The organism is Pseudomonas sp. LTGT-11-2Z, assembly GCF_003691445.1.
Lineage (GTDB): Bacteria > Pseudomonadota > Gammaproteobacteria > Pseudomonadales > Pseudomonadaceae > Aquipseudomonas > Aquipseudomonas monteilii.
This window is the reverse complement of record NZ_CP033104.1, coordinates 1,513,684-1,537,593: the sequence shown is the minus strand read 5'-3', so window position 1 is coordinate 1,537,593 and position 23,910 is coordinate 1,513,684. Positions and strand designations below refer to the sequence as shown.

Genomic DNA, 23,910 nt, shown 5'->3' with positions numbered 1-23,910 from the left:
GCCCCAGGGCGACCCTCAAGCAGGAGCCAATCACCATGCTGAGCTGGGACGAATTCGACAAGGAAGACGGCGAAGTAGCCGCCAAAGGCAACACCCCTGCGCAGGCCGCTGCCGCCGCCACCCTCGACAAGCTCGACAGCGCCGGTGGTGCCGCCGCCCTGGAAGCCCGTGTAGCCACCGCGTCTGACTCCGAAGCGGTCAAACGTGCCAAGGCCGCCCTCGACGCCCTCGACATCGCCGAAGGCCTGGCCGAGCTGGAAGGTTCCTCTGCCCGCGTTGCGGTAGACGAAAAGCGCATGATCAACTGCCGCGCCGACCTGAACCAGCTGGTACCGTTCAAGTACGACTGGGCCTGGCAGAAGTACCTGGACGGCTGCGCCAACCACTGGATGCCGCAAGAGGTCAACATGACCGCCGACATCGCCCTGTGGAAGAGCCAGGACGGCCTGACCGAAGACGAGCGCCGCATCGTCATGCGCAACCTGGGCTTCTTCTCCACCGCCGACTCGCTGGTTGCCAACAACCTGGCCCTGGCCGTGTACCGCCTGATCACCAACCCGGAGTGCCGCCAGTACATCCTGCGCCAGGCCTTCGAAGAGGCGATCCACACCCACGCCTACCAGTACTGCATCGAGTCGCTGGGCATGGATGAAGGCGAGATCTTCAACATGTACCACGAGATCCCGTCGGTCGCGAAAAAAGCCGCCTGGGGCCTGAAGTACACCCGCGCCATCTCCGACCCGGAATTCAACACCGGCACCGTCGAAACCGACAAAGAGCTGCTGCGCAACCTGATCGCCTACTACTGCGTACTGGAAGGCATCTTCTTCTACTGCGGCTTCACCCAGATCCTGTCCATGGGCCGCCGCAACAAGATGACCGGCGTTGCCGAGCAGTTCCAGTACATCCTGCGTGACGAGTCGATGCACCTGAACTTCGGTATCGACGTGATCAACCAGATCAAGATCGAGAACCCACACCTGTGGGACGCGGCGATGAAGGAAGAAGCGACCCAGATGATCCTGCAAGGGACCCAGCTGGAGATCGAATACGCCCGCGACACCATGCCACGCGGCGTACTGGGCATGAACGCGGCGATGATGGAGGACTACCTCAAGTTCATTGCTAACCGTCGTCTGACCCAGATTGGTTTGAAAGAAGAGTATCCGGGGACTACCAACCCGTTCCCATGGATGAGCGAGATCATGGACTTGAAGAAGGAGAAGAACTTCTTTGAGACGCGGGTGATTGAGTATCAGACGGGTGGGGCGTTGAGCTGGGACTGATTGTCCGGGCTGAGTATCGAGAAGGCTGCCGATTGGCAGCCTTTTTTATTGGCCAACATTTGAGCGGTGTGTGCCCTGCGATTTCAGCATAGGGAATGCCCAATCCCTGAGGTCTATTCAAGCCGCTCAGCAGCCTTTTTGTAAGCTTGGTCCCGTTCACGGCGATCAACAGCAACGACAAAAACCACGATCTCTTGGCCAATGACCTGATAGACCAGCCTGTACCCACTGCTGCGAAGCTTGATTTTGTAGCAATCTGGCAGCGAGTGAAGGCGGTTTGCCTCGACTCGAGGATTGAGCAAGACCTCTGCCAGTTTCTTCTTGAACTGCTCACGCACTGTATCGCCCAGCTTCTTCCACTCTTTCAATGCGCGGCAATCGAAGTCGAGGCTATAGGTCATCCAGCTGAACCCTCACGCGCTGCGGGGAAGCAAGCCTCTCTTGTACAGTGGCAATGAGGTCTTCATCTTCCTCGGTCATCAGGACCGGCCGGAAGGGTAGCTTGCCCCGCTCAGCTACATATTGCAGGGCTTGGCGCATGAGTTCGGAGGGGGTTACACCAAGACGCTCAAGCTCTTTGTAGGCGCGAGCTTTGAGATCGTCGTCGACGCGGATATTGATGGAAGCCATGACCTGGCCCTCACGTAAAGACATTTGTCATTACATTGCACTGATATCGTGGATTCTGCAATGGCGGTTTGTCTGTTGGCAGAAATTCACTTCTGAGCAGCTAGCGCGATTGCTGCAGGAGTGGCCCGGTGTCGCGGAAGGGCTGCGTAGGGCCTTAAACCCTACCACCTGCGCCATTGCCGGGGTCGCGCCCGCTGTTGGAATAGTGCCAGGGACTACCTTAGTCGTAGTATGTCTCTAGAGGGCTCTCGGTAGAGCTTCTGCAGCCAGAATTTTGCCACCTTACCCCTAAATTGCTCAGCCATCAGCCGTTGACAGCCCACCTCCCCTTTGCTAATAATCGCCCACAGTTGTACGACAACACATAACAAAAACAACAATCAGTGGACGAACTCATGTCGACACCCATCCCGCGACACCCACGTCTGTTGCACACCCCTCTTCCCCCGGCCTGCCTGCGTACAACCGCCAGTACCTAGCACCCGGTTACCGCGCATTCACCCCTGGCCCTGACCGGCCCGTTATTTACCCGCCCCTGCCGCAGGCCGCTTGTGCGTGCCCGGTGGACGGGCTGCCACACCCTTCGGGAGCACAACAATAATGAAAATCTGCCAAACCCTGCCCTTCGCCCTGCTTGGCGCCGGGGTCATCGCCGGCCTGCCGGGCACCAGCCTGGCTGCGGGTTTTGTCGAAGACAGCAAGGCCACCCTCGGGCTGCGCAACTTCTACATCAACCGTAACTTCACCAACCCCAGCAACCCGCAAAGCAAGGCCGAGGAATGGACGCAAAGCTTCATTCTCGATGCCCGTTCGGGGTTCACCGAAGGGCCGGTCGGGTTCGGGGTGGATGTGCTGGGGTTGTGGTCGGTCAAGCTCGACGGCGGCGGCGGCACCTATGGCACGGCGTTGCTACCGCGCCACGACGATGGCAAGCCGGCGGATGACTACGGACGTTTGGCAGTCGCCGGCAAGGCGCGTATCTCCAAGACCGAACTGAAGATTGGCGAGTGGATGCCGGTGCTGCCGATTCTGCGTTCGGACGACGGGCGCTCGCTGCCACAGACATTCCGTGGCGGGCAAATCACCTCCAACGAGATTGCCGGGCTGACCCTGTACGGCGGCCAGTTCCGCGGCAACAGCCCGCGCAACGACGCCAGCATGGAGGACATGAGCTACGGCGGTGGCGTGTCGGACCGCTTCAACTTCGTCGGTGGCGAATACAAGTTCAACCAGGACCGTACGCTGGTGGGGCTGTGGAATGCGGTGCTGAAGGATGTGTACCAGCAGCAGTACCTGCAACTAAGCCACAGCCAGCCGGTGGGCGACTGGACCCTGGGCGCCAACCTGGGCTACTTCCATGGCGATGAGGATGGCACCGAACGTGCCGGACAACTGGACAACAAGACCTATTCAGGGATGTTCTCGGCCAAGTACGGCGGCAACACCTTCTGGGTGGGTCTGCAGAAAGTCGATGGTGATACCTGGATGCGGGTCAATGGCACCAGCGGCGGGACCTTGGCCAACGACAGCTACAACTCCAGTTTTGACAATGCCAACGAGCGCTCGTGGCAGGTGAGGCATGACTTCAACTTCGTCACGGTCGGGGTGCCGGGGTTGACCTTGATGAACCGGTATATCAGCGGGCGTGATGTGCATACCGGGTCGGTCACCGATGGCAAGGAGTGGGTGCGCGAGACGGAGCTGGCGTATGTGATTCAGAGCGGGGCGTTCAAGGATTTGAGTGTGAAGTGGCGTAACTCGTCGATTCGGCGGGATTACAGCAATAACGAGTTTGATGAGAACCGGTTGATCTTCAACTATCCGCTATCGCTGCTCTGATCAAGACCTGCGGCTGGATGGCACGGGCTTCGTCCGTGTTCGCGGGTTTACCGCGAAGAGGCCGGCAAAAGAGACGCAGGCCTCATTGACAACACCCGAACCCACCGCCAATAATCACCGAAGTCATACGACAACCTACAACAATCAACAACAAGAGCCGGCCATGACCCCTACTCCCCTCAATCGCCTGCTGCTCACCGGAGCCGCAGGCGGCCTGGGCAAGGTCCTTCGCGAACGCCTGCAAGGCTACGCCGAAGTCCTGCGCCTTTCCGACATCAGCCCCATGGCACCTGCTGCAGGCCCGCATGAAGAAGTGATCACCTGCGACCTCGCCGACAAGGCGGCGGTACATGCCCTGGTCGAAGGCGTTGACGCCATCATCCACTTCGGCGGCGTGTCCACCGAGCATTCCTTCGAAGACATCCTCGGCCCCAACATCTGCGGCGTATTCCATGTCTATGAGGCGGCACGCAAGCATGGGGTGAAGCGCATCATCTTCGCCAGCTCCAACCACACCATCGGTTTCTATCGCCAGGATGAGCGCATCGACGCCCACGCCCCGCGCCGCCCCGACAGCTACTACGGGCTGTCCAAGTGCTACGGCGAAGATGTGGCCAGTTTCTACTTCGACCGCTACGGCATCGAGACCGTCAGCATCCGTATTGGCTCGTCGTTCCCGCAACCCCAAAACCCACGCATGCTCTGCACCTGGCTGAGCTATGACGACCTGATGCAACTGATCGAGCGCGGGCTGTTCACGCCAAACGTTGGCCACACCATCGTCTACGGCGTCTCCGACAACCGCACCGTGTGGTGGGACAACCGCCATGCCGAGCACCTGGGCTATGTGCCCAAGGACAGCTCCGAAGCCTTCCGCGCCGCCGTCGAAGCCCAGCCGGCGCCCGCCGCCGATGACCCGAGCATGGTCTACCAGGGCGGCGCCTTAGCCGTGGCCGGCCCGTTCAACTGACCCCACGCACGCCAGGAGGCACGGCCATGAACTGCGAACTGATCGTCGACGCCCGCAACGGCACTGGCGAAAGCCCCGTGTGGCACGCCGCTGAACAGGCCCTGTACTGGGTCGACATTCCCGCTCGCCAACTGCACCGCTGGCAGGCGGCCGATGGCAAGCACCAGGTCTGGCAGGGCGACGAGATGCTGGCCTGCATCGCCCGCAGCAGCCAAGGCTGGGTTGCCGGCATGGAAAGCGGCATCTTCCAGCTTCAGGCCAAGGCCGACGGCAGCCTGGACAGCCGGCTGCTCAGCAGCGTGGCACATGCCCAGGCAGGCATGCGTTTCAACGATGGCCGCTGTGATCGCCAGGGGCGCTTCTGGGCCGGCACCATGCTGCTGGACATGCAGCAAGGTGCCCACGTGGGCGCGCTGTACCGGCATGACGGCGAAGACCATCTGCACCTGCAGCAGGACGGCATGATCGTGCCCAACGGCCTGGCTTTCAGCCCCGACGGCACACGCATGTACCTCTCCGACTCGCACCCCAACGTGCAGAAAGTCTGGGCCTTCGACTACGACACCGACAGCGGCACGCCACATAACAAGCGGCTGTTCGTCGACATGCGCGGCTACCCCGGCCGCCCCGACGGCGCGGCTATCGACCAGGACGGCTGCTACTGGATTTGCGGCAACGATGCCGGGCAGATCCACCGTTTCACCCCCGATGGCCGCCTGGACCGCTCACTCAACGTACCGGTGAAAAAGCCGGCGATGTGCGCCTTCGGCGGCGCCAACCTGGACACCCTTTACGTCACCTCGATCCGCCCTGCGGGCATCGACCTCAGCGACCAGCCGCTGGCTGGCGGGGTGTTTGCCCTCAACCCTGGCACCAAAGGCCTGGAGGAGCCTGCCTACCGGGGCTGAAGGCCCCTTGCCGTACCCACACTTGCACGCCCGAAACCAGATAATAAAAACCACGGAGTTTCATCATGACGTTCAAACGCAAGCTGCTTCTTGCCGTACTCCCCTTCGCCTTCAGCGTGGCCATGCCCGCCTCGGCACTGGACATCAAGTTCGCCGAAATCCACCCGGCCGGCTATCCCACCGTGGTGGCCGAGCAGAACATGGGCAAAAAACTTGAAGCAGCCAGCAATGGCGATATCACCTTCAAGATGTTCGCCGGCGGCGTGCTGGGCTCGGAAAAGGAAGTGATCGAACAGGCGCAGATCGGTGCCGTACAAATGACCCGCGTCAGCCTGGGAATCGTCGGCCCGGTAGTGCCGGATGTAAACGTGTTCAACATGCCGTTCGTGTTCCGCGACCATGAGCACATGCGCAAGATCATCGACGGAGACATCGGCCAGGAGATCCTCGACAAGATCACCAACTCCGACTTCAACCTGGTGGCCCTGGCCTGGATGGATGGCGGCTCGCGCAGCATCTACACCAAGAAGCCCGTACGCAGCCTTGAAGACCTCAAGGGCATGAAGATTCGCGTTCAGGGCAACCCGCTGTTCATCGACATGATGAACGCCATGGGCGGCAACGGCATCGCCATGGACACCGGGGAAATCTTCAGCGCCCTGCAAACCGGCGTGATCGATGGCGCCGAGAACAACCCGCCGACCCTGCTCGAACACAACCACTACCAGAACGCCAAGTACTACACCCTGACCGGCCACCTGATCCTGCCGGAGCCGGTGGTGATGTCCAAGACCACCTGGAACAAGCTCACCCCCGAACAGCAGGTGCTGGTGAAGAAGGTCGCGCGTGAGGCGCAGATGGAAGAGCGCGCGCTGTGGGACGCCAAGTCCGCCGCGAGTGAAGAGAAGCTGAAGGCCGCCGGTGTCGAGTTCATCACCGTCGACAAGAAGCCGTTCTACGACGCCACCGCCTCGGTGCGTGAAAAATACGGCGCGCAGTACGCCGACCTGATGAAGCGCATCGACGCCGTCCAGTAACAGCGGCCCCTTTCTGAACGACCTCGGCAGCGCGGCGCCCGTCGCCCTGCCGCTTTGGTGATGCCCATGAAAAACCTTGTCCTGCGTGTGAACGACACGCTGTACCGCAGCTGCATCTGGGTCGCCGGCCTGTCGATCCTGGCGATGTCGCTGATCATCCCTTGGGGCATATTCGCCCGCTACGTGCTCGGCACTGGCGCCAGCTGGCCGGAGCCGGTGGCCATCCTGCTGATGGTGGTGTTCACCTTCGTCGGTGCCGCCGCCAGCTACCGCGCCGGGGCGCACATGGCGGTGGCAATGATTACCGATCGCCTGCCACCGCTGCAGCGCCAGCTGGTCGCGCTGCTGGTGCAGGTGCTGATGATTCTGGTGTGCGTATTCATGACCTACTACGGCACCAAGTTGTGCATCACCACCTGGAACCAGTTTCTGGCGTCGCTGCCGGGTGTACGGGTGGGCATGACGTATGCGCCGATCCCGGTGGGGGGCGTGCTGACCTTGGTCTTCGTGCTGGAAAAACTTCTGCTCGGCGACCAGAGCCATCGCAAGGTGGTGCGTTTCGACCACGTAGAAGAAAGCGAAGGAGTGGCGTAAATGGATGCGTTCATTCTGTTGGGCAGTTTCGTTGCGCTCATCCTGCTGGGCATGCCGGTGGCCTATGCACTGGGCCTGTCGGCGTTGATCGGTGCCTGGTGGATCGACATCCCGCTGCAGGCGATGATGATCCAGGTGGCCAGTGGGGTTAACAAGTTCTCGCTACTGGCCATTCCGTTCTTCGTGCTGGCCGGTGCGATCATGGCCGAAGGCGGTATGTCACGCCGGCTGGTGGCCTTTGCCGGGGTGCTGGTGGGCTTCGTGCGTGGCGGGCTGTCGCTGGTCAACATCATGGCTTCGACCTTCTTCGGCGCGATTTCGGGCTCGTCGGTGGCCGACACGGCCTCGGTGGGCTCGGTGCTGATCCCGGAGATGGAGCGCAAGGGCTATCCGCGCGAGTTCTCCACCGCCGTGACCGTCAGCGGCTCGGTGCAGGCGCTACTGACCCCACCCAGCCACAACTCGGTCCTGTACTCGCTGGCCGCTGGCGGCTCGGTGTCGATCGCCTCGCTGTTCATGGCCGGGGTGATGCCGGGGCTGCTGCTTAGCGCGGTCATGATGGGCCTGTGCCTGCTGTTCGCGAAAAAGCGCAACTACCCCAAGGGCGAAGTGATCCCGCTGCGCCAGGCGCTGAAAATTGCCGGTGAGGCGCTGTGGGGCCTGATGGCCATGGTGATCATCCTGGGCGGCATCCTGTCGGGCGTGTTCACCGCGACCGAATCGGCAGCCGTGGCGGTGGTGTGGTCGTTCTTCGTGACCATGTTCATCTACCGCGACTACAAGTGGCGCGACCTGCCCAAGCTGATGCACCGCACGGTTCGCACCATCTCCATCGTGATGATCCTGATCGGCTTTGCCGCCAGCTTCGGCTACGTGATGACGCTGATGCAGATCCCGTCGAAGATCACCACGGCGTTCCTGACCCTGTCGGACAACCGCTACGTGATCCTGATGTGCATCAACTTCATGTTGCTGCTGCTGGGCACGGTGATGGACATGGCGCCGCTGATCCTGATCCTCACACCGATCCTGCTGCCGGTCATCACCGGTATCGGCGTGGACCCGGTGCACTTCGGCATGATCATGCTGGTGAACTTAGGGATAGGCTTGATCACCCCGCCGGTGGGGGCGGTGCTGTTCGTGGGCTCGGCCATCGGCAAGGTGAGCATCGAGTCGACGGTGAAGGCGCTGCTGCCGTTCTACCTGGCGCTGTTCCTGGTGCTGATGGCGGTGACCTACATTCCGGCCATTTCCCTTTGGCTGCCTAGCGTGGTGCTTTAACTGAAACCGGGGCCGCCTTGCGGTCCCGGGTTCTCTCTGCAAATGGACCCTGCACATGGCTGTTCCCTCCTCTGCTGCCCCCTTGTTCCCACGCAAACTGGCCATCGCGTTGCTGGCCCTGCTGGCCTGTTCATTCGCCGGCAACCACATCGCCGCTCGCATCGCCTTCGATGACGGCACTGGCGTGCTGCTGGCGATTCTCTGTCGCTCAGGCATCACCTTGCTGGTACTCGCCTGCCTGTTGCTGTGGCAACGCCAGGCGATAGGCCTGCCTGCGGGCACCCGGCACTGGCAGTTGCTGCTAGGCCTACTGATCGCCACACAGAGCCTGTGCCTGTACTCGGCAGTGGCGCGCATCCCGGTGGCCCTGGCGCTGCTGGTGGGTAACACCTTCCCGATGTTGCTGGCATTGCTTACCTGGGCGCTAGGTGGCGCGCGACCTAGCAGCCGCACGGTGCTGTTCATGGGCCTGATTCTGTGCGGTCTGGTACTGGCGCTGGATGTGCCGGCTCGCCTGGCCGACAGTGGCGCAGCCAACCCGCACTGGGCGCTGGGCGTCAGCCTGGCCTTTGGTGCCGCCTGTGCGTTTGCCTGCGCCTTGTGGATCACCGACCACAAACTGGCTGCCGTACGCGGGCCAGTGCGCAGCCTGCTGACCTTGCTGATCGTGTTTTCCAGCATGCTGGTTGCAGGCGCAAGCGGTGTGATGCCGTCGGGCTTGTCACTGCCCGGCAGCAGCGGTGGCTGGGTCGCCTTGGGCAGCCTGGTGGTGCTGTACGGCCTGGCCTTCACCTTGCTGTTTGTGTGTGTGCCAAGGTTGAACATGGCGCAGAACGCACCGGTGATGAATGTCGAACCCATCGCGACACTGCTGCTGGGCTGGGCGTTGCTCGATCAGCACCTGAGTACCCCGCAACTGATCGGCGCCGCCGTGGTGGTGTGCGGCATCGTGCTGCTGACCTACCGTCGGGCCCGTTGATTGTTCATTTGAAAGGAGCCTTGAATGGCTGTGACCGAGCTGCACCTGCAAGACAACCTGACCCGCCTGAGCCTGGCCCCGGAACTGGGCGCCAGCCTGGTCAACTGGGAAGTGAAGGCAACCGGGCAGCCGTTGCTACGCCATTCAGACGCGGCCGCGCTGGCCACCGGTACCCCACGACGGCTGGCCTGTTACCCGCTGGCGCCGTGGTCCAATCGCATTTCCGAGGGTGGCTTTTCCCGGCCCGAAGGCTGGCAGGCACTGGCGCCCAATACCACGCACGACGCTTACCCGATTCATGGCAGCGCCTGGCAACAACCCTGGCAGGTGGAGCACCACAGCGAGCGGCGCGTACGCCTGACGCTGCACAGTGAAGTGCCGTTCGCCTACCAGGCTACGTTGGATGTGCATTTGCACGAGGGGTGCCTGAACCTGGACCTGCATGTCACGCATCTGGATGAGCAGGCTAACTGGTATGGGTTGGGGTTGCATCCCTACTTCCCGCGGTATCCCGATACCAAGCTGCATGCAGCAGCGCGCAAGGTATGGCTGGCCGAGGCGGGTCGATTGCCTTCGTATGAGGCAGAGATACCAGAGCGTTGGCGTTTTAAAACCCTGGGAGGCTTGCCTGACACGGTCGTGGATCACGCGTTCAATGGCTGGCCGGGGGACTGTGTGATTGAACAGCCCGGTGCCGGATATCGCTTGGCGTGCAGTGCCAGTGGGGCTGAGCATTTCTTGCTGTTTTGTCCGCAGGGACAAGGCTTTTTCTGCTTTGAACCGGTTACTCACCCGGTCAATGCGCATCACCTGCCGGGGCGGCCGGGGCTGAGGTTGTTGCAGCGTGGGGAGGCTATGAGCCTGGGGTTCAGGATGCAATATCAAGCGCTGTAATCGTGTCGCCTGGAATTGGGGCTGCAAAGCAGCCCCAAAATCTCAAGCCCTACGCAACTGCCTCAACGGGTGTCGCCATCGGCTTTTCAGCCGAGGTACCCCGTACCTCTCGCGCCACCTTCCACACCAACACCGCCGCCACAATATCGAACGCGGCCAGCACCACGAACAACGGGCTGTAGCCAATCTGCGTGACCAGCACGCCGAACACCAAAGTAAACGCCGCCGCCCCCAGATACCCGCACATGCCGCCCATACCGGTCGCCGTGGCCACCTGGTCCTTGCTGAACGAGTCGGAAGTGATCGCGTACAGCGCCCCCGACAGCGTCTGGTGGGCAAACCCGCCAATGCACAGCAACAGGATCGCCGTGTACGGGCTTTCCACCAGGCCAATGCAGGCCGGGCCGATCATGCAGCTGGCGCCGAACACCAGCACCATCTTGCGCGAGGTGAACAGCGACACCTTGAAGTAACGGTGGAACAGCGGGCTGAGATACCCGCCCAGCACACAGCCAATGTCCGCCGCCAGGAACGGCAGCCAGGCGAACATCGCCACTTCCTTGATGTTCATGTGCCGCTCGGTCATCAGGTACAGCGGAATCCAGGCATTGAAGGTTTGCCAGGCTGGCTCCGACAGGATCCGCGCTGACGCGATGGCGTAGAAGTTGCGGGCCTTGAAGATACGCTTCCACGCGCCCTTCTCGCGGGTGTCCTGCTTGAAGTGCGCTTCCTGCCCAGCCAGGATGTATTCGCGCTCCTCGTCACTCAGGCGTTTCTGGTCGCGCGGATGCTTGTACAGCAGCATCCACAACAGGGTCCAGACAATGCCCGAAACGCCAACGATCACGAACGCCAACTGCCAGCCACTGTGCAGGATCGCCCACACCACCAGCGGCGGCGCCAGCAAGGCGCCGAGCGACGAGCCGATGTTGAACCAGCCAATCGCCACAGATCGCTCCTTGGCCGGGAACCACTCGGTGGTGGCCTTGACCCCGGCCGGCAAGCCGGCGGCTTCGGTCATGCCCAGCAACCCACGCATGAACGCCATGCTCTGCCAGCCGGTGGCCAGGGCCGCGCCGGCACAGGCCATTGACCAGGCCATGGCGAACACGGCAAAGCCCAGCTTGGTGCCGATGAAGTCGATGAACCAGCCGGCAATGGGCTGCATGAGGGCATAGCACACCTGCCAGGCAGCGACGATCTTGGCGTATTGCTCGGTACTGATGGAGAGGTCGGTCATCAAGGTGGGGGCAGCCACCGAGAGGGTGTTGCGGGCGAGGTAGTTGACGACGAGCCCAGCCGTGACAAGGCTGACCATCCACCAACGGATGCCTTTCATCTTCATGGTTCACCTGAATTTCTTGTTTTTAGAGTGGCGAGCGTTTGGCGCAAACGCCGGCAGGGCTATTTGCGACAAATTGTTTCAGGCGAAAGAGTGCCACGTCATAGGTCATCGTACAACAATTATTATTTGGAGCAATTCCGAACGATGTTGTACGATCTCAATCAAGTTGTTGTGCTCGCAGTGCCTGCGCCAGCATGTCGATGAATGCCCTGACCTTGGCCGAGCCATATTTGCTCTCCCGGTGCAGCACATGAATTGGCCAGGGCGCCTCTTCGTACTCGGCCAGAATCACCTGCAGTTGCCCGTTGGCCAGTTCATCGGCCACTTGGTACGACAACAACCGGGCAATACCCAGCCCGCCACTGGCAGCCGCGATGGCCCCGTCGTTGCTGGTGACCGTCAGCCTCGGCTTCATGCGTACCATGGTCGGCTCTTCTGTCACCCCAAAGCGCCAGCCGGCACGGGGCGACAGGTTGGTGGTGCCGATTACCGCATGTTCGGTCAGGTCCGAGGGATGTTTCGGCACGCCATGTCGCGCCAGGTAATCGGGGGATGCGCACAACATGCGCCGCACCCTGCCGACCCGCAACGCCTTCAACCCCGAGTCGGGCAACGGGCCGATGCGCACCGCAACATCCATACCCTCCTCGACCATGTTCACCACGCGGTCCAGGAAGTAGGCAGACACATCGACCTCAGGGTACTGCTGCAGGTAGCGGACGATGCACGGCATGACGAACTTCTTGCCGAACAGGATCGGCGCGGTAACCGCCAGGTCGCCCTTGGGGGTGGCGTTGATGCCCGCAGCGGCGGCGTTGGCCTCGTTGATGCTAGCGAGGATATGCCGGGTGTCTTCCAGGTAGCGGCCTCCCGCTTCGGTCAGGCGTACGCTGCGGGTAGTGCGCAGCAGCAGTTTTACCCCAAGCTGGTCTTCCAGGGCGCTGACGGCGCGAGTGACGGCGGCCGGGGAAATATCCAGCCGCCGGGCAGCAGCGGCGAAGCTTTCCAGCTCACCTACGGCGACGAACACCTTCATCAGGTGGATCTGGTCCATGCGGGCTCCTGAGGACATGAGGTGCCGGGATTATTATTCATCTGGTCATTTTGTGCTGCCCGCGAAGAGGGCGGGACTGGTTTGTCAGATGTCCAGCACCAACGCCTGTAACCCCTCCTCCACCTGCGCCGGCACCGCACAACAGATCAACACAGACCCCGCCTCCGGCAGCTCTGCCGGTGGATTCGGATAATGCACCTGGCCACTCACAAGCTTGGTCTTGCAGGTACCACACGAGCCACCCCGACAACTGAACTCCGGCGCCAGCCCGCGCGCCTCGGCCAGCTCCAGCAAGGTACCGCTACCGGGTGCCCAGCGCGCTTCCTTGGCTGACGCCGCAAAGTACACCGGTACTGGCTCGCTGGCGGCGGGCGGCTGTTGCACGGTAGGCTGGTCGGCGTCCGTGTGCCGCCGCAACGTCGACGGCCCAAAGGCTTCTGCGTGAATCCGCGCATCCGGCACATGCACGCCCCGCAGCCCTTCATACAGGTCCTGGGTAAAGCTGCCTGGCCCACACAGGTAGAAATCGTAGTCGTCCAGCGCCAGCGTGGCCTTGACCTGCTCGATGCCCAGACGCCCGGCAAACTCGTAATCTCGTCCAAGCAGCGCATGTTCTTCCGGCTGGCTCAGGGCGCGATGGATGTGCAGCAGGCCTCCCGCCTGTTGCCGCAAGCTCCCCAGCTCCTGCCCGAACGGCAGGTCGGTCAGGCTACGCGCGCCATGGAACAAGTGGATATGCCGCGTCTGAGCCTTGCTCAACTGCTCACGCAGCATGGCCAGTAATGGCGTGATACCCACCCCCGCGCCAATCAGCACCAGCGGCCGCGTGCTCTGCACGTCCAGCGTGAAACTGCCCATGGGTGGACGCACGTTAAGCACATCGCCGGGCGCGATGCGCTCATGCAAATGCCGGGAAACCGGGCCCTGGGCTTTGACGCTAATGCGCAAATAGCCGTCGGAAGGTGCACTGGACAAGCTGTAGGTGCGAATCAGCGGCGCTTCACCGTCGCGCTGTACCTGCACCGGAACATGTTGCCCGGGTGCAAACACTACAGCGCCATCGCTGGGCGGCTGAAGGTAGAACGAACGGATATCGCGGCTCTCCTGCTCCACTCGCAGCACGCGCCAGGCTTGCCATTGGCGCTGTTGCCGACGTTGCTGCAAACGCGCATCGGCCTCGGCCCAAATGCCGGTCATCAGGCTGGTCGGTGCGTACTCCTTGAAGGCCCAGCGCAGGGACACCGCAGCCGGCCGCCACACCACCTGCTCGACCTCCAGCGTCCACAACCGCTCTGCACCTTCGAAAGCCTGGATGGCCGGGCTTTCCAGCAGCACCTCGGCACGGCCACACACCTGCAGTACGTTGCCGTTGCTGAAGTCGATGAACAGCAAACCTGCCTTCGGGTTAACCAACACGTTGCCCAAGGTGTTGAAGTGCAGGTTACCGGCGTAGTCGGGAATGGTCAGCGTGTTGCCTTCGACCTTGACGAACCCTGGCCGACCGCCACGGTGGGAAACATCCACCGAGCGCTGGCCGCCTTCATGCTCGACATAGCTGGCGACGAAGAATGTGTCAGCAGACTGGATCATGCTGACGGTCGTGGCATTCAGTGTTGTGGCATCGACGCGCCCTTGGGCCGGTTCGGTGACGCGGGTGTAGTCGCGCAGCTGGATGTACTGCGGGCAGTTGCCGAACGACTGGTCAACCGTCACCTGCAATTGCCCTGCAGCAGCCTGGCGGATCTGCCCGTTGAGGCGGTTGCGCCGGCGGGTGTGCAGTTCGATGCCCAGCAGGCCGATTGCCTGCCCGGCGACCAGCCCCGGGGTGGCTGGGTCATCTGCCGGTAACCTGGTGTCAATCGTCAATTGGCGTGGGTCGGGCGAGCTGACGAAACCTTCCGGCCCTTCCAGCAGCGTCGCCCAGGGCCGCCCCTGAGCGTCAACGCTGGCCGCCACCATGAACGGCAACTGGTGATAGAACGTGCGGTGCTGGTCGGGCATGTAGTCACGAATGACCTTTTGCCCGAACGCCTCCATGCGCTCTGCTACACCGACCTTTTCCTGCAGGGTTTTCTCGCCCGCATGCCAGGGCGAGGGGCGTTGGTCCGGCGTCTGTTGCATGGCGGCGTTCCTCCCGAGGACGCGGTGTCAGGCGCTGGTCTGCAGCCCGATCACGGTACGTGGCATGGGCACGAAGCCCGGCAATGACTCGATCCGTGCCAGCCAGCTACGCACATTGGCATAGGGCTCCAGCGACACATTGCCTTCCGGTGCGTGAGCGATATATGAGTAGTTGGCGATGTCGGCGATAGTGGCTGTGTTGCCAGCCAGGAAGGGCGACTTGGCCAGCTCGGCATCGATCACCTTGAGCAGCGTGTGGGCGCGGGTAATCACTTCGTCGGTGTTGAACGCAGCACCGAACACGGTCACCAGGCGGGCGGCGGCGGGGCCGAAGGCCAGCGGGCCTGCAGCGACCGACAGCCAGCGTTGAACGCGGGCGGCAGCGGCTGGCTCTTCGGGCAGCCAGGTGCCGTTGTCATATTTTTTGGCGAGGTAGACGAGGATGGCATTGGAGTCTGCGATCACCGTGCCGTTGTCATCGATGACCGGTACTTGGCCGAACGGGTTAAGGGCCAGGAAGTCCGGTTGCTTGTGCGCCCCTTTGGCTAGGTCGACGAACACCAGCTCGGTGGGCAGGTTGAGCAGAGACAGCATCAGTTCAATGCGATGGGCGTGGCCAGACTTCGGGAAGTTGTAAAGCTTGATCGGGTTCGACATGGGCTTGGCTCCTGGTCAGCACCGGAGTGGGCTGATGGAGCACATGCTGCACCTGATCGGCGCAGAGCAGAATCCGTGTGATGAGGAAACCATAATTTCGCTGTGCGAAATAATTCGCCAGATCGGTCGTGCCAAACACCAATTGCCACGCCAGCGCGACGCCGCATACCCGAGCAGCCTGGCTGCCACACTGTCGGGGTTCGAGATCCGCCCCAAGCACCTCTGAGCCAACTGTGTGCTGGATCTGCTGGTCTCTTCGCGGTTTACCTGCGAAGAGGCCAGCAGCCTTATTGCATACTCCGAATCAGTGCAGCTTGTTGAAATACCGGTACAGCCCCCGCGCGGCCTCGACCACCTGTGGCACGCACGCCTGGATATCGGCTTCGCTCATCTGGTCCAACAACTCGAAGTTGTCCTCCAGCCCATGCAGCGAAATAGCCTTGAGCAGTTGATCCTGCTCCGGCGGCAACGCCTCCCAACCGGCAACCTGGGTACCGCGCATGTAACCGAAGCACCACTCTTCCATGACGATCACATTGCCTTGCTCACCTTCGTTTTCTTCGAATAGCGGCTCGAAGTGGTCGACGTCATCACCCAGCTCTTCTGCCACCTGGTTGGCATAGCGCAGCATCAACGCGGTGTACGCTTCTTCGTGCGCAGGCTTCTTGAACTTCGGCACCTTGCCACCGGCTACCGCAGGCAGCCATTGCTCGGGGTAGACGGTGACCGGCGAGCTGGCGAGCGCGGTGAAAAAACCATTGAGTTCGGCCAGGTTCAGCACCGAGTAGTCGTTGCCGTAAGTGATCAGCAGGTCTTCGAGGCGGGCGAGTTCTTTTTCGCTGAGAGCGGGGAGCATGGGCGTACATCCTGAGAAGCAAAAGTGTGTGCACCCTAGCACAGCAACGCTTGAAGGGTTGCCCGTGCGTGCCACAGCACGGGCAGATTTTTCAGGAGGGCAGCCAACCCGGCAACTCATGCTGCCGGTCGGTGCCAATCAGCAGCCACAGCAAGATGCGGCACTTGCGCGGGCAGAGCTGCCCGGCCATGTGTACGCCTTTTTTCTGCAAGTCGATCTCGGAGCCGGAAAACCCGTAGGTTGCCCCGGCTGTAGGTCCCTTACCTGTGCGAGTGGCGACAATGACTGGCATGGTTGGCGTCATGTGCTCCAGAACATCAGACCAACTGCCGGAAACATGGCCAGCGCCAAAGCCGGCGATGACCAACCCGTCGTAACCCAATGTGGGCACAGCCTGCAGCAATGCCGTATCAGCGTCCAGGCACGCCTCGAGTAGGGCAACACGCTGGTCAGTACGTCCCGGTAACGGCAGCACTTCCCGCCTGTATGGTGGATGGCGATACGTAGCGACGCCCTCTACAACTTCGCCCAGAGGACCAAAGCCAGGCGACTCGAATGCCGCCATCGCCAGGCTGGCCGTCTTGCGAACCCTTGCCGCGCAATGAACCTGATCATTCATCACCACCAGTACACCACGCCCACTGCTGCCTTGTGCCAATGCAACCTGTGCCGCAGCCAGCAGGTTGGCCGGGCCATCGTTGCCCGGCTGGCTGGCCGAGCGCATGGCACCGGTCATCACCAATGGCGCATCGAATGGCCAGAGCAGGTCAAGGAAATAGGCCGTTTCCTCAAGGCTGTCGGTGCCTTGGGTCAATATCACAGCCCGGGCACCGCGCTCGACCTCGCAGCGAGCCCAGGCCAGCACATCCAGCAGCGCCCTGAAGCTGAGCGATGCACTGGGAACCAGGCACAATGACGTTACGTTTAACTGCGCCATCTCGCGCAACTGTGGGACCTGAAGCAGTTGCTGCTCACAATCCAGAGTGGGCGTTACACCACACCCAACCGCCGCAGCCTGCATACTGACCGTCCCCCCCAAACTGGCGATCGACAGCCTGGGCAGGCCCGAATGCTCAATCATGCTTCTCCCCCCACAAGTAACCCGATCAGCGGTACGATTCCCAACGTGCTGACGGCCATCGACACTACGTTACCGATGTAGCCATGCACATAGGTCGGCAACCGCTGAGTGATCGCCACTGCCAGCGGCGGAGCCACCAGCGCACCCAGCACTGCACTGGCCACGACTACTTGCCAACTGCCTCCATGCGCCAGCACTGCGGCCGGCACGATCGAGACAATCGGAATGTAGGTAGGGTACCACCCACGGGCTTGCCACTGGCCGCGCCAGAATACGACCCCGACCAAAGACGCCAAGGCCTGCCCAGCCACTATGTGCATCACCAACATTGAACCGTATGCGGGGGCCGCCGGGGCCAACAGGTAAGCCAGTAACACGCCCAGTAGTAGACCGAGGCTGGCCAGTTCATTGCCAAAGAATGGCGCTTCGCTGAAGTCGGCCAGCACACGCCGCAAGGTCCAGACCACACCGTAGTCTGGTTGGCTGGCCACAGGTTTCGCAACGTCGGGTTCGTGGCTTTGACGTACCCATGACGGGAAGCGCTTGCACAGCAGGAAAGCGACGACACTTGCCACGGCCATACCACTCACGTTGCCGATGACCACAGGCAACTGCAAGGGATAGCACAGGTAGTTGACCATCAGCAGACTCGCCGGGGTTACCAGTAGTGACCCCAGTAGCGCGCCTGCTATCGTCACTCGCCAGCCCGCACCAAACAGCAGCACCATGGCTGCCGGCAGTGACACAAAGGCCACAAACGTTGGTTGCCAGGTGCCACCGGCCAAGGTCCATCCCCATAAGGCGTGGCTAAGTAAAAGGCCCAGTAGCGAGCTGGTGAATACCCATGGCCATAGTCCGCTTCCATAGCAGATGGCAAAACCCTGCCAGCGATACCCGCGAAGATGGGCCCAATGTGCCAGGCAAGCGCCTAGCAGCAAGCCCAGCGCAGGCAACTCATGCTTGTAGAAAGTCACCTCGCTGATATCGCCCACTATCCAGCGCAAACGGCTCAGCGGTTGGTCCAGTGTCGCCGCCAGTTGCCCGTAGTCTGGCCATTGGCCTGTCGCAAGGCTGGCTACCAGCAGCATTAACAGGCAGGTAAAGATCAACACAGGGGAACGCTGCCGATTGGGCAGCAGTAATGGCTTCATCTGTGGATCCTCAGCGTGGCATAGGCGCATGCAGGCGGTAGCCAAGCGCAGCATCGTAGAGATCGGTTCGGCGATCACGCTGCAGGTCGTTGAGGCTGTTCCAGATCGGCGCTGAACGCGCGCTGCTGAGGTCGACATCGGCATACAGAATGCTTTCCTCCTCCGCACTAGCCACCTCACCAATGGGCCAGCCATTGGTTCCGGCAATCAACGAACAACCGAGAAAGCGCCCCCCTCGCTCACTGCCGATACGGTTTGCGGCGGCGATGTAGACATTGTTTACGTGCGCGGCCGTCATGGTCAGGTACGACGCCATGCAACGCCCTGCGTCATCAAACAGCGGTGGCGGTGTCCACACCCAGTTGTTCAAGCTGCATATGATGTCTGCGCCTTGCGCTGCCATCAGCCGCGGCACTTCAGGGAACCAGATGTCCCAGCAGATCAGCAGGCCGATACGCCCGATTGGCGTCTCGAATACAGGAAAACCGAGATCTCCAGGGGTGAACCAGAGCTTTTCCTGGTTCCACAGGTGGGCCTTGCGATAGTGCCCAAGCAAGCCGTCGGGGCCGAACAATGCGGCGCTGTCGTAAAGCTTCAAGCCATCACGCTCGGCAAATCCTGCTGCCAGGTACACCTGATACTCCCTGGCGAAATCAGCCCAGGCATTCAGGCTGCGGCCTGCCTGCAGCGTTTCGGCATGGGCATAGGCCTCGGCACGGGAGTGAAAGGTATAACCGGTGTTGGCCAGCTCGGGCAGCACGATCAGATTGGCACCTTCACGCGCCGCACGCCGGGCCAGTGCCAGGCCTCTGCTCAGGTTGCCATCGCAGTACTCTAGCCCGACCTGTGGGTCGTACTGGATGACAGCGATACGGACAGGGCTGACGGGGGGGCAATGTTCAGACATGGCGACTTCCTTTTTGTGGTTGTTCTGGAAGGTCGCCAGTAGAGCGGGGTTGCGCTTGGGAGGGACAGTCGGGCAGGTCCTATGGGGGCGAAGGAGAAGCGAGTAAGTGCAGTAGGACGAATCTCACAAAGTCACCCAGACGCCGCTATTTCCCAAGTTGATAATGCGGATAGTGTTCAAGGGTGAAGCCCCCATTGAACGTTGCGGATGTGTTGTTGCAAAGATTGATGACTACATCGAGCGCGGTGCGTAAACACGGCTCGGTCCAGCCGGCGTCAACAGAGAAGGACTCTCCAGCCAGGTATAACCCCGAGCTGGCACTGTAATCGCGGTTGTATTTCATCAGGCCGACCGCGTCGTAGTAGGTACCTGCGCGATACAGCTTCGCGCAGCCGAGCGCATTTTTGTCCGTCGCCCAGCGCTGTATGCGAATGTTTCGGGTATCGATGTAGGGCGATATAGGTTCAGCCACATTGCTGCAGCTCAGGAGGATCCGGTCGAGTTCCTCGACACACTTGTTGGCCAGTTCTTCATCAGTGAATGCTGCTAGCTTGGTTGCATCGTCTTCCCAGGTGTAGCTGAGCAGAATGCAGTCATCGGGGTAACGATCGTTGTACCGATAGGCGTAGACGTCGTGGACAAAGCTATCGGTGACAAGGATCTGGGGTAACGCTGACTTACGGTCCAGATAACTCTTCTTCAGTGGCGCATAGACTTTGCAGCTGGTTTCCCAATGAGCGTGCTTCCACGCGTCCACAATCGACTGCGGCAGTATCTGACGGCTGAAACCGTCGAGGCGCATGTTGGTCTCGATCAACCAGGAAGGGGTGGTCAAGATCACACTGTCGAAGTCATCGTATTGGAGGCTTTGATACGCAGGATCACTGCAGTGCCAGCAATATCCGACCCGGATACGACCCGCTTCAAGCTTTCGCAAGGAACGGACCGAGGTGTCCGTCAACAGCCCGTCATATTGTTGAAGGAGATGATCATAAAGCGAAGTGCCGTTCATCCCTGCATCGAGAAACAACAGGCTTTCATCCATCGCCGCTAGACCGATGTAGGCGGGCCCTTTGAACATCAGCCCTCTACTATCAGGAACATTACTTGCTTCCAGATACGGCGCAGCATAAGGCACTCCATCCTGATCAACACGGCCATGCACCAGTTGCAAATGACTGCTGAAGCCAAAGATTGCAGTACGCAGGGGGTACAGGCAGCAGACGTCGTAAAACGCACCCCAGCTACCATCACCAATGCCGATTGAATAGAAAATGGCCGACTCTTCACTGCTCATGCCCAACCCGCCAAAATCACCAGGGTTTGCGGGATTCCACGCAGTGAGCATGGGCAAATGCACCAGATCCCTGAATGACAACAGGTGATAGCGCTCGACTACAGCCTGCCACGTCGACGCCCAACATTGCGTGCCATATACCATGGCGATGCGCTCGGCAAACTGCCTGGCGAAGCGATGCCATTTTTCATAGACCTTTTGCAGCGTTGCTGTAGGTGGAGGAGTATTCCCTTCTGGATTACGCCAAACCAGCAACTCCGGTTTCCCCTCTTCCTCTAGTTGCCCATCACGAAGATAGATACCGGTTGTGTTCACCCAAGGTGTCCCAGGGTTCGGGAAATCGGAAAGCTTTAACTTGAACAGCTTCGCGTAGTAGGCCATAAGCGAGCACCCATCTTTAGGCGATTCGCCTGTCCTGTTGAACAAAGGCATACGCATGGCCCCCATCTCGAATGGCGTTGAAAGCTGCTTGTAATTGCCATCTTTATTCACCACTGTCAGGTGGCGACCGCCCACGCGCTGAGACTGCTCAATCAAGGTGATGCGGGTAAAACCACAGCGCAACAATTCCCGAGCAGCAGTTAGCCCTGTTACGCCAGCACCAACAATACAGATCCGATGCTCCGGGCGGGCAGCACGTGCAACACCTCCCTGTTGTTCAACCAGACGACGGTAGTCGAAGCAGAGGTCTGGAGGATTCGGAAAACGCGCGGCCCACGGCTACACGGGCAAGGCTGGCTCAATGGCCAGATCAGCAGGGTGGTTATGGCTGGAACCGATGGTCATGTAATCGTACTCTCCATGAATTGAAGAGCCTGAGCATGATCGACTTGAGATATTTGAAGTGTTGGTTATGTGCCACCAACCAACACCCACAGAATCGTGAGAGACCTGTGGGTGCCAGCGTGCAGTCCCGATGAGGGCGTTAGGCCTTACACCGCCAGCGCCCGCTCACGCAGCTCGCTGTTGAGGATTCGGTCGTTCTCGCTGTAATCGACCGGGCAGTCGATCACATGTACGCCTGGGGTCTTGATGCAGTGCTCCAGCAGCGGCAGCAGGCCTTCGGCGCTTTCCACGCGGTGGCCGTTGGCACCATAGGCTTCGGCGTACTTGACGAAGTCCGGGTTGCCGTAGTCCAGGCCGAAATCGGTGAAGCCCATGTTGGCCTGCTTCCAGCGGATCATGCCGTAGCCGTCATCACGCAGGATCACCACGGTGATGTGCATGCCCAGACGGACTGCAGTTTCCAGCTCCTGGCTGTTCATCATGAAGCCGCCGTCGCCACATACCGAAATCACCGGGCGGTCCGGGTGCACCAGGTGCGCCGCCATGGCCGATGGCAAGCCGGCGCCCATGGTCGCCAGGGCGTTGTCCAGCAGCACGGTGTTTGGCTTGTGCGCCTTGTAGTTACGGGCAAACCAGATCTTGTAGATGCCGTTGTCCAAGGCAACGATGCCTTCGGACGGCAACACGCGACGGATGTCGGCAACCAGGCGCTGCGGGTAGACCGGGAAGCGGTCGTCGTCGGCGCCTTCGGCGATTTGCGCTTCGTTGGCTTCACGGATGGCCATCAGGCGAGTGAAGTCCCAGTGCGAGGTCTCGGTGAGGGCTTCGCTGATCTGCCACACGGCGTTGGCGATATCGCCGATCACTTCGACCTGCGGGAAGTACACGGCATCGACTTCGGCGGAGCGGAAGTTGATGTGGATGACTTCGGTGCCACCACGGACCATGAAGAATGGCGGCTTCTCGATCACGTCGTGGCCGATGTTGACGATCAGGTCGGCGGCCTCGACGGCGCGGTGCACGAAGTCACCGGACGACAAGGCGGCGTTGCCCAGGAAGCGCGGGTGGCGCTCGTCGACCACACCTTTACCCAGTTGAGTGGTGATGAACGGGATGCCAGTCTTGTCGATCAGTTGCTTGAGGACCTTGGCGGTCATCTTGCGGTTGGCGCCGGCACCGATCACCAGGATCGGGTTACGGGCGTTATGCAGTTTCTGCACGGCGGCTTCGATGGCCACATGCTCGGCCAGCGGGCGGCGGTGCAGGCTGCGCGGGATCGGCAGTGCATCGGTCTGCTCGGCGGCGATGTCTTCCGGCAGCTCCAGGTGTACCGCACCCGGCTTTTCTTCTTCGGCCAGGCGGAAGGCTTCGCGCATGCGCGACGGGATGTTGTCTGCCGAGGCGAACTGGTGGGTGTACTTGGTGATGGGGTCCATCATGCCGCACACGTCGATGATCTGGAAGCGGCCCTGCTTGGACTTCTTGATCGGCTTCTGGCCGGTGATCATCATCATCGGCATGCCGCCCAGGTAGGCGTAGGCGCTGGCAGTAACCAGGTTGGTGGCGCCAGGGCCAAGGGTCGACAGGCTGACGCCGGTCTTGCCGGTCAGACGGCCATAGGTGGCAGCCATAAAGCCTGCAGACTGCTCGTGACGGGTCAGTACCAGCTTGATCTTCGACTTGCGCAGGGATTCGAGCAGGTCGAGGTTTTCTTCACCGGGAATGCCGAATACATATTCGACACCTTCGTTTTCCAGGCATTGCACTACAACATCGGCGGCCTTGGCCATCTTGCTTGCTACCTCAAGTGATGGGACGGTGGAAGTCCAGAAATGCGCAGCAAGGTACGCTGGCATCGCCAGGCTCAGGGGCAGGAGTGCCCTGAACCAAAGTCTTGACGTAGGGTGGGCGAGGGAAAGTCACGTTGATGTGACAGCAATGTTGTCGCAGCCTTGAATTTTTGCCTAGAAAGACAAAACCCCTACCTGCATGCGCAGATAGGGGTTTTGCGAAATGAATCTTGACGATGACCTACTCTCACATGGGGAAACCCCACACTACCATCGGCGATGCATCGTTTCACTACTGAGTTCGGGATGGGATCAGGTGGTTCCAATGCTCTATGGTCGTCAAGAAATTCTGTTGCCAGAATGTTCGTGAACACTCTTGGCCAATTCGGATATGCGATATTTGTGATGTTGCGAACTTTCGGGTCTTTCGTCTTCACCACCACAATT

Annotated in this window: 22 protein-coding genes and 1 rRNA gene; 10 read left to right on the top strand and 13 right to left on the bottom strand. The window is 60.8% G+C overall.

From position 1 onward, the window contains the following. Window positions 1-35 precede the first annotated feature (35 nt). Window positions 36-1,286 (top strand): ribonucleotide-diphosphate reductase subunit beta, encoded by a 1,251-nt coding sequence (locus tag D8767_RS07025; RefSeq protein WP_016712031.1) that lies wholly within the window; start codon window positions 36-38, stop codon window positions 1,284-1,286. Window positions 1,287-1,399: 113 nt separating this feature from the next. Here the strand turns inward: D8767_RS07025 and D8767_RS07020 are convergent, their stop codons facing one another. Then, the gene (locus D8767_RS07020) at window positions 1,400-1,687 is read right to left on the bottom strand and encodes a type II toxin-antitoxin system RelE/ParE family toxin (RefSeq protein WP_016712032.1); all 288 of its coding nucleotides are present in this window, start codon (window positions 1,685-1,687) and stop codon (window positions 1,400-1,402) included. Further along, window positions 1,677-1,916 (bottom strand): type II toxin-antitoxin system RelB/DinJ family antitoxin, encoded by a 240-nt coding sequence (locus D8767_RS07015; RefSeq protein WP_028700126.1) that lies wholly within the window; start codon window positions 1,914-1,916, stop codon window positions 1,677-1,679. Before D8767_RS07015 ends, D8767_RS07020 begins: the two co-directional genes overlap by 11 nt. Before the next feature lie 600 nt (window positions 1,917-2,516). On the opposite strand from D8767_RS07015, the gene D8767_RS07010 reads away from it, so the two are divergent. The 8 genes from D8767_RS07010 (at window position 2,517) to D8767_RS06975 (ending at window position 10,418) form a co-directional block, all read left to right on the top strand. Further along, complete coding sequence (locus D8767_RS07010; protein WP_016712034.1) at window positions 2,517-3,755, top strand: OprD family porin; 1,239 nt, start codon at window positions 2,517-2,519, stop codon at window positions 3,753-3,755. Between the two features lie 163 nt (window positions 3,756-3,918). Then, entirely contained in the window at window positions 3,919-4,725 is an 807-nt protein-coding gene (locus tag D8767_RS07005) for an NAD(P)-dependent oxidoreductase (protein WP_122048289.1), read from the top strand. Between the two features lie 26 nt (window positions 4,726-4,751). Then, window positions 4,752-5,633 (top strand): SMP-30/gluconolactonase/LRE family protein, encoded by an 882-nt coding sequence (locus D8767_RS07000; protein ID WP_016712036.1) that lies wholly within the window; start codon window positions 4,752-4,754, stop codon window positions 5,631-5,633. A 65-nt stretch (window positions 5,634-5,698) separates the two neighbouring features. Beyond that, complete coding sequence (locus tag D8767_RS06995; RefSeq protein ID WP_063977227.1) at window positions 5,699-6,670, top strand: TRAP transporter substrate-binding protein; 972 nt, start codon at window positions 5,699-5,701, stop codon at window positions 6,668-6,670. A 66-nt stretch (window positions 6,671-6,736) separates the two neighbouring features. After that, window positions 6,737-7,264 carry a TRAP transporter small permease gene (locus D8767_RS06990; RefSeq protein WP_016712038.1) on the top strand — a complete coding sequence of 176 codons (528 nt, stop codon included), beginning with the start codon at window positions 6,737-6,739 and terminating at the stop codon, window positions 7,262-7,264. After that, window positions 7,265-8,545 (top strand): TRAP transporter large permease, encoded by a 1,281-nt coding sequence (locus D8767_RS06985; RefSeq protein WP_016712039.1) that lies wholly within the window; start codon window positions 7,265-7,267, stop codon window positions 8,543-8,545. Window positions 8,546-8,600: 55 nt separating this feature from the next. Next, a complete protein-coding gene (locus D8767_RS06980) occupies window positions 8,601-9,524 on the top strand; it encodes an EamA family transporter (protein ID WP_016712040.1) in 924 nt (307 codons plus the stop codon). A 24-nt stretch (window positions 9,525-9,548) separates the two neighbouring features. Continuing rightward, window positions 9,549-10,418: an aldose 1-epimerase gene (locus tag D8767_RS06975; RefSeq protein WP_016712041.1), complete on the top strand. Its 870-nt coding sequence runs from the start codon at window positions 9,549-9,551 to the stop codon at window positions 10,416-10,418. Window positions 10,419-10,467: 49 nt separating this feature from the next. On the opposite strand, the gene D8767_RS06970 is transcribed toward D8767_RS06975, so the two are convergent. From D8767_RS06970 to D8767_RS06955, 4 genes are all read right to left on the bottom strand, one after another. Continuing rightward, on the bottom strand, window positions 10,468-11,763 hold the full coding sequence (locus D8767_RS06970) for an MFS transporter (protein ID WP_063977226.1): 1,296 nt from the start codon (window positions 11,761-11,763) through the stop codon (window positions 10,468-10,470). 157 nt (window positions 11,764-11,920) lie between these two features. Beyond that, on the bottom strand, window positions 11,921-12,817 hold the full coding sequence (locus D8767_RS06965) for a LysR family transcriptional regulator (RefSeq protein ID WP_016712043.1): 897 nt from the start codon (window positions 12,815-12,817) through the stop codon (window positions 11,921-11,923). A gap of 84 nt (window positions 12,818-12,901) precedes the next feature. Then, entirely contained in the window at window positions 12,902-14,938 is a 2,037-nt protein-coding gene (locus tag D8767_RS06960; protein ID WP_016712044.1) for a pyridoxamine 5'-phosphate oxidase family protein, read from the bottom strand. A gap of 27 nt (window positions 14,939-14,965) precedes the next feature. Further along, a complete protein-coding gene (locus tag D8767_RS06955; RefSeq protein WP_016712045.1) occupies window positions 14,966-15,595 on the bottom strand; it encodes a glutathione S-transferase family protein in 630 nt (209 codons plus the stop codon). Window positions 15,596-15,629: 34 nt separating this feature from the next. Here D8767_RS06955 and D8767_RS06950 point away from each other — a divergent pair, with 34 nt between their 5' ends. Then, complete coding sequence (locus tag D8767_RS06950) at window positions 15,630-15,821, top strand: hypothetical protein (protein WP_016712046.1); 192 nt, start codon at window positions 15,630-15,632, stop codon at window positions 15,819-15,821. A 78-nt stretch (window positions 15,822-15,899) separates the two neighbouring features. Here the strand turns inward: D8767_RS06950 and D8767_RS06945 are convergent, their stop codons facing one another. The 7 genes from D8767_RS06945 to rrf form a co-directional block, all read right to left on the bottom strand. Next, window positions 15,900-16,451, bottom strand: a complete 552-nt coding sequence (locus D8767_RS06945; RefSeq protein ID WP_016712047.1) for a UPF0149 family protein — start codon at window positions 16,449-16,451, stop codon at window positions 15,900-15,902. 91 nt (window positions 16,452-16,542) lie between these two features. Further along, window positions 16,543-17,532 (bottom strand): asparaginase, encoded by a 990-nt coding sequence (locus tag D8767_RS06940; RefSeq protein ID WP_016712048.1) that lies wholly within the window; start codon window positions 17,530-17,532, stop codon window positions 16,543-16,545. Beyond that, window positions 17,529-18,683, bottom strand: a complete 1,155-nt coding sequence (locus tag D8767_RS06935) for a hypothetical protein (RefSeq protein WP_016712049.1) — start codon at window positions 18,681-18,683, stop codon at window positions 17,529-17,531. The genes D8767_RS06940 and D8767_RS06935 overlap by 4 nt, the downstream gene beginning before the upstream one ends. 10 nt (window positions 18,684-18,693) lie before the next feature. Next, window positions 18,694-19,590: a nitrilase family protein gene (locus D8767_RS06930; RefSeq protein ID WP_016712050.1), complete on the bottom strand. Its 897-nt coding sequence runs from the start codon at window positions 19,588-19,590 to the stop codon at window positions 18,694-18,696. Between the two features lie 145 nt (window positions 19,591-19,735). Continuing rightward, window positions 19,736-21,553: an FAD-dependent oxidoreductase gene (locus D8767_RS06925; RefSeq protein WP_231115624.1), complete on the bottom strand. Its 1,818-nt coding sequence runs from the start codon at window positions 21,551-21,553 to the stop codon at window positions 19,736-19,738. Between the two features lie 266 nt (window positions 21,554-21,819). Next, window positions 21,820-23,463: an acetolactate synthase large subunit gene (locus D8767_RS06920; RefSeq protein WP_042131426.1), complete on the bottom strand. Its 1,644-nt coding sequence runs from the start codon at window positions 23,461-23,463 to the stop codon at window positions 21,820-21,822. A gap of 228 nt (window positions 23,464-23,691) precedes the next feature. After that, window positions 23,692-23,807, bottom strand: a 5S ribosomal RNA gene (rrf, locus tag D8767_RS06915). Between the last annotated feature and the right edge of the window lie 103 nt (window positions 23,808-23,910).

Excerpts from the sequence above, each read along its gene's own strand:
- D8767_RS07010 (WP_016712034.1), top strand. The coding sequence starts at position 2,517 with ATGAAAATCTGCCAAACCCTGCCCTTCGCCCTGCTTGGCGCCGGGGTC.
- D8767_RS06985 (WP_016712039.1), top strand. The coding sequence starts at position 7,265 with ATGGATGCGTTCATTCTGTTGGGCAGTTTCGTTGCGCTCATCCTGCTG.
- D8767_RS07015 (WP_028700126.1), bottom strand. The coding sequence starts at position 1,916 with ATGGCTTCCATCAATATCCGCGTCGACGACGATCTCAAAGCTCGCGCC.
- D8767_RS06935 (WP_016712049.1), bottom strand. The coding sequence starts at position 18,683 with ATGAAGCCATTACTGCTGCCCAATCGGCAGCGTTCCCCTGTGTTGATC.
- D8767_RS07000 (WP_016712036.1), top strand. The coding sequence starts at position 4,752 with ATGAACTGCGAACTGATCGTCGACGCCCGCAACGGCACTGGCGAAAGC.
- D8767_RS06965 (WP_016712043.1), bottom strand. The coding sequence starts at position 12,817 with ATGGACCAGATCCACCTGATGAAGGTGTTCGTCGCCGTAGGTGAGCTG.
- D8767_RS07020 (WP_016712032.1), bottom strand. The coding sequence starts at position 1,687 with ATGACCTATAGCCTCGACTTCGATTGCCGCGCATTGAAAGAGTGGAAG.
- D8767_RS06945 (WP_016712047.1), bottom strand. The coding sequence starts at position 16,451 with ATGCTCCCCGCTCTCAGCGAAAAAGAACTCGCCCGCCTCGAAGACCTG.
- D8767_RS06960 (WP_016712044.1), bottom strand. The coding sequence starts at position 14,938 with ATGCAACAGACGCCGGACCAACGCCCCTCGCCCTGGCATGCGGGCGAG.
- D8767_RS06995 (WP_063977227.1), top strand. The coding sequence starts at position 5,699 with ATGACGTTCAAACGCAAGCTGCTTCTTGCCGTACTCCCCTTCGCCTTC.
- D8767_RS06955 (WP_016712045.1), bottom strand. The coding sequence starts at position 15,595 with ATGTCGAACCCGATCAAGCTTTACAACTTCCCGAAGTCTGGCCACGCC.
- D8767_RS06990 (WP_016712038.1), top strand. The coding sequence starts at position 6,737 with ATGAAAAACCTTGTCCTGCGTGTGAACGACACGCTGTACCGCAGCTGC.
- D8767_RS06980 (WP_016712040.1), top strand. The coding sequence starts at position 8,601 with ATGGCTGTTCCCTCCTCTGCTGCCCCCTTGTTCCCACGCAAACTGGCC.
- D8767_RS06970 (WP_063977226.1), bottom strand. The coding sequence starts at position 11,763 with ATGAAGATGAAAGGCATCCGTTGGTGGATGGTCAGCCTTGTCACGGCT.
- D8767_RS06975 (WP_016712041.1), top strand. The coding sequence starts at position 9,549 with ATGGCTGTGACCGAGCTGCACCTGCAAGACAACCTGACCCGCCTGAGC.
- D8767_RS07005 (WP_122048289.1), top strand. The coding sequence starts at position 3,919 with ATGACCCCTACTCCCCTCAATCGCCTGCTGCTCACCGGAGCCGCAGGC.
- D8767_RS06940 (WP_016712048.1), bottom strand. The coding sequence starts at position 17,532 with ATGATTGAGCATTCGGGCCTGCCCAGGCTGTCGATCGCCAGTTTGGGG.
- D8767_RS06930 (WP_016712050.1), bottom strand. The coding sequence starts at position 19,590 with ATGTCTGAACATTGCCCCCCCGTCAGCCCTGTCCGTATCGCTGTCATC.
- D8767_RS06920 (WP_042131426.1), bottom strand. The coding sequence starts at position 23,463 with ATGGCCAAGGCCGCCGATGTTGTAGTGCAATGCCTGGAAAACGAAGGT.
- D8767_RS06950 (WP_016712046.1), top strand. The coding sequence starts at position 15,630 with ATGGAGCACATGCTGCACCTGATCGGCGCAGAGCAGAATCCGTGTGAT.
- D8767_RS07025 (WP_016712031.1), top strand. The coding sequence starts at position 36 with ATGCTGAGCTGGGACGAATTCGACAAGGAAGACGGCGAAGTAGCCGCC.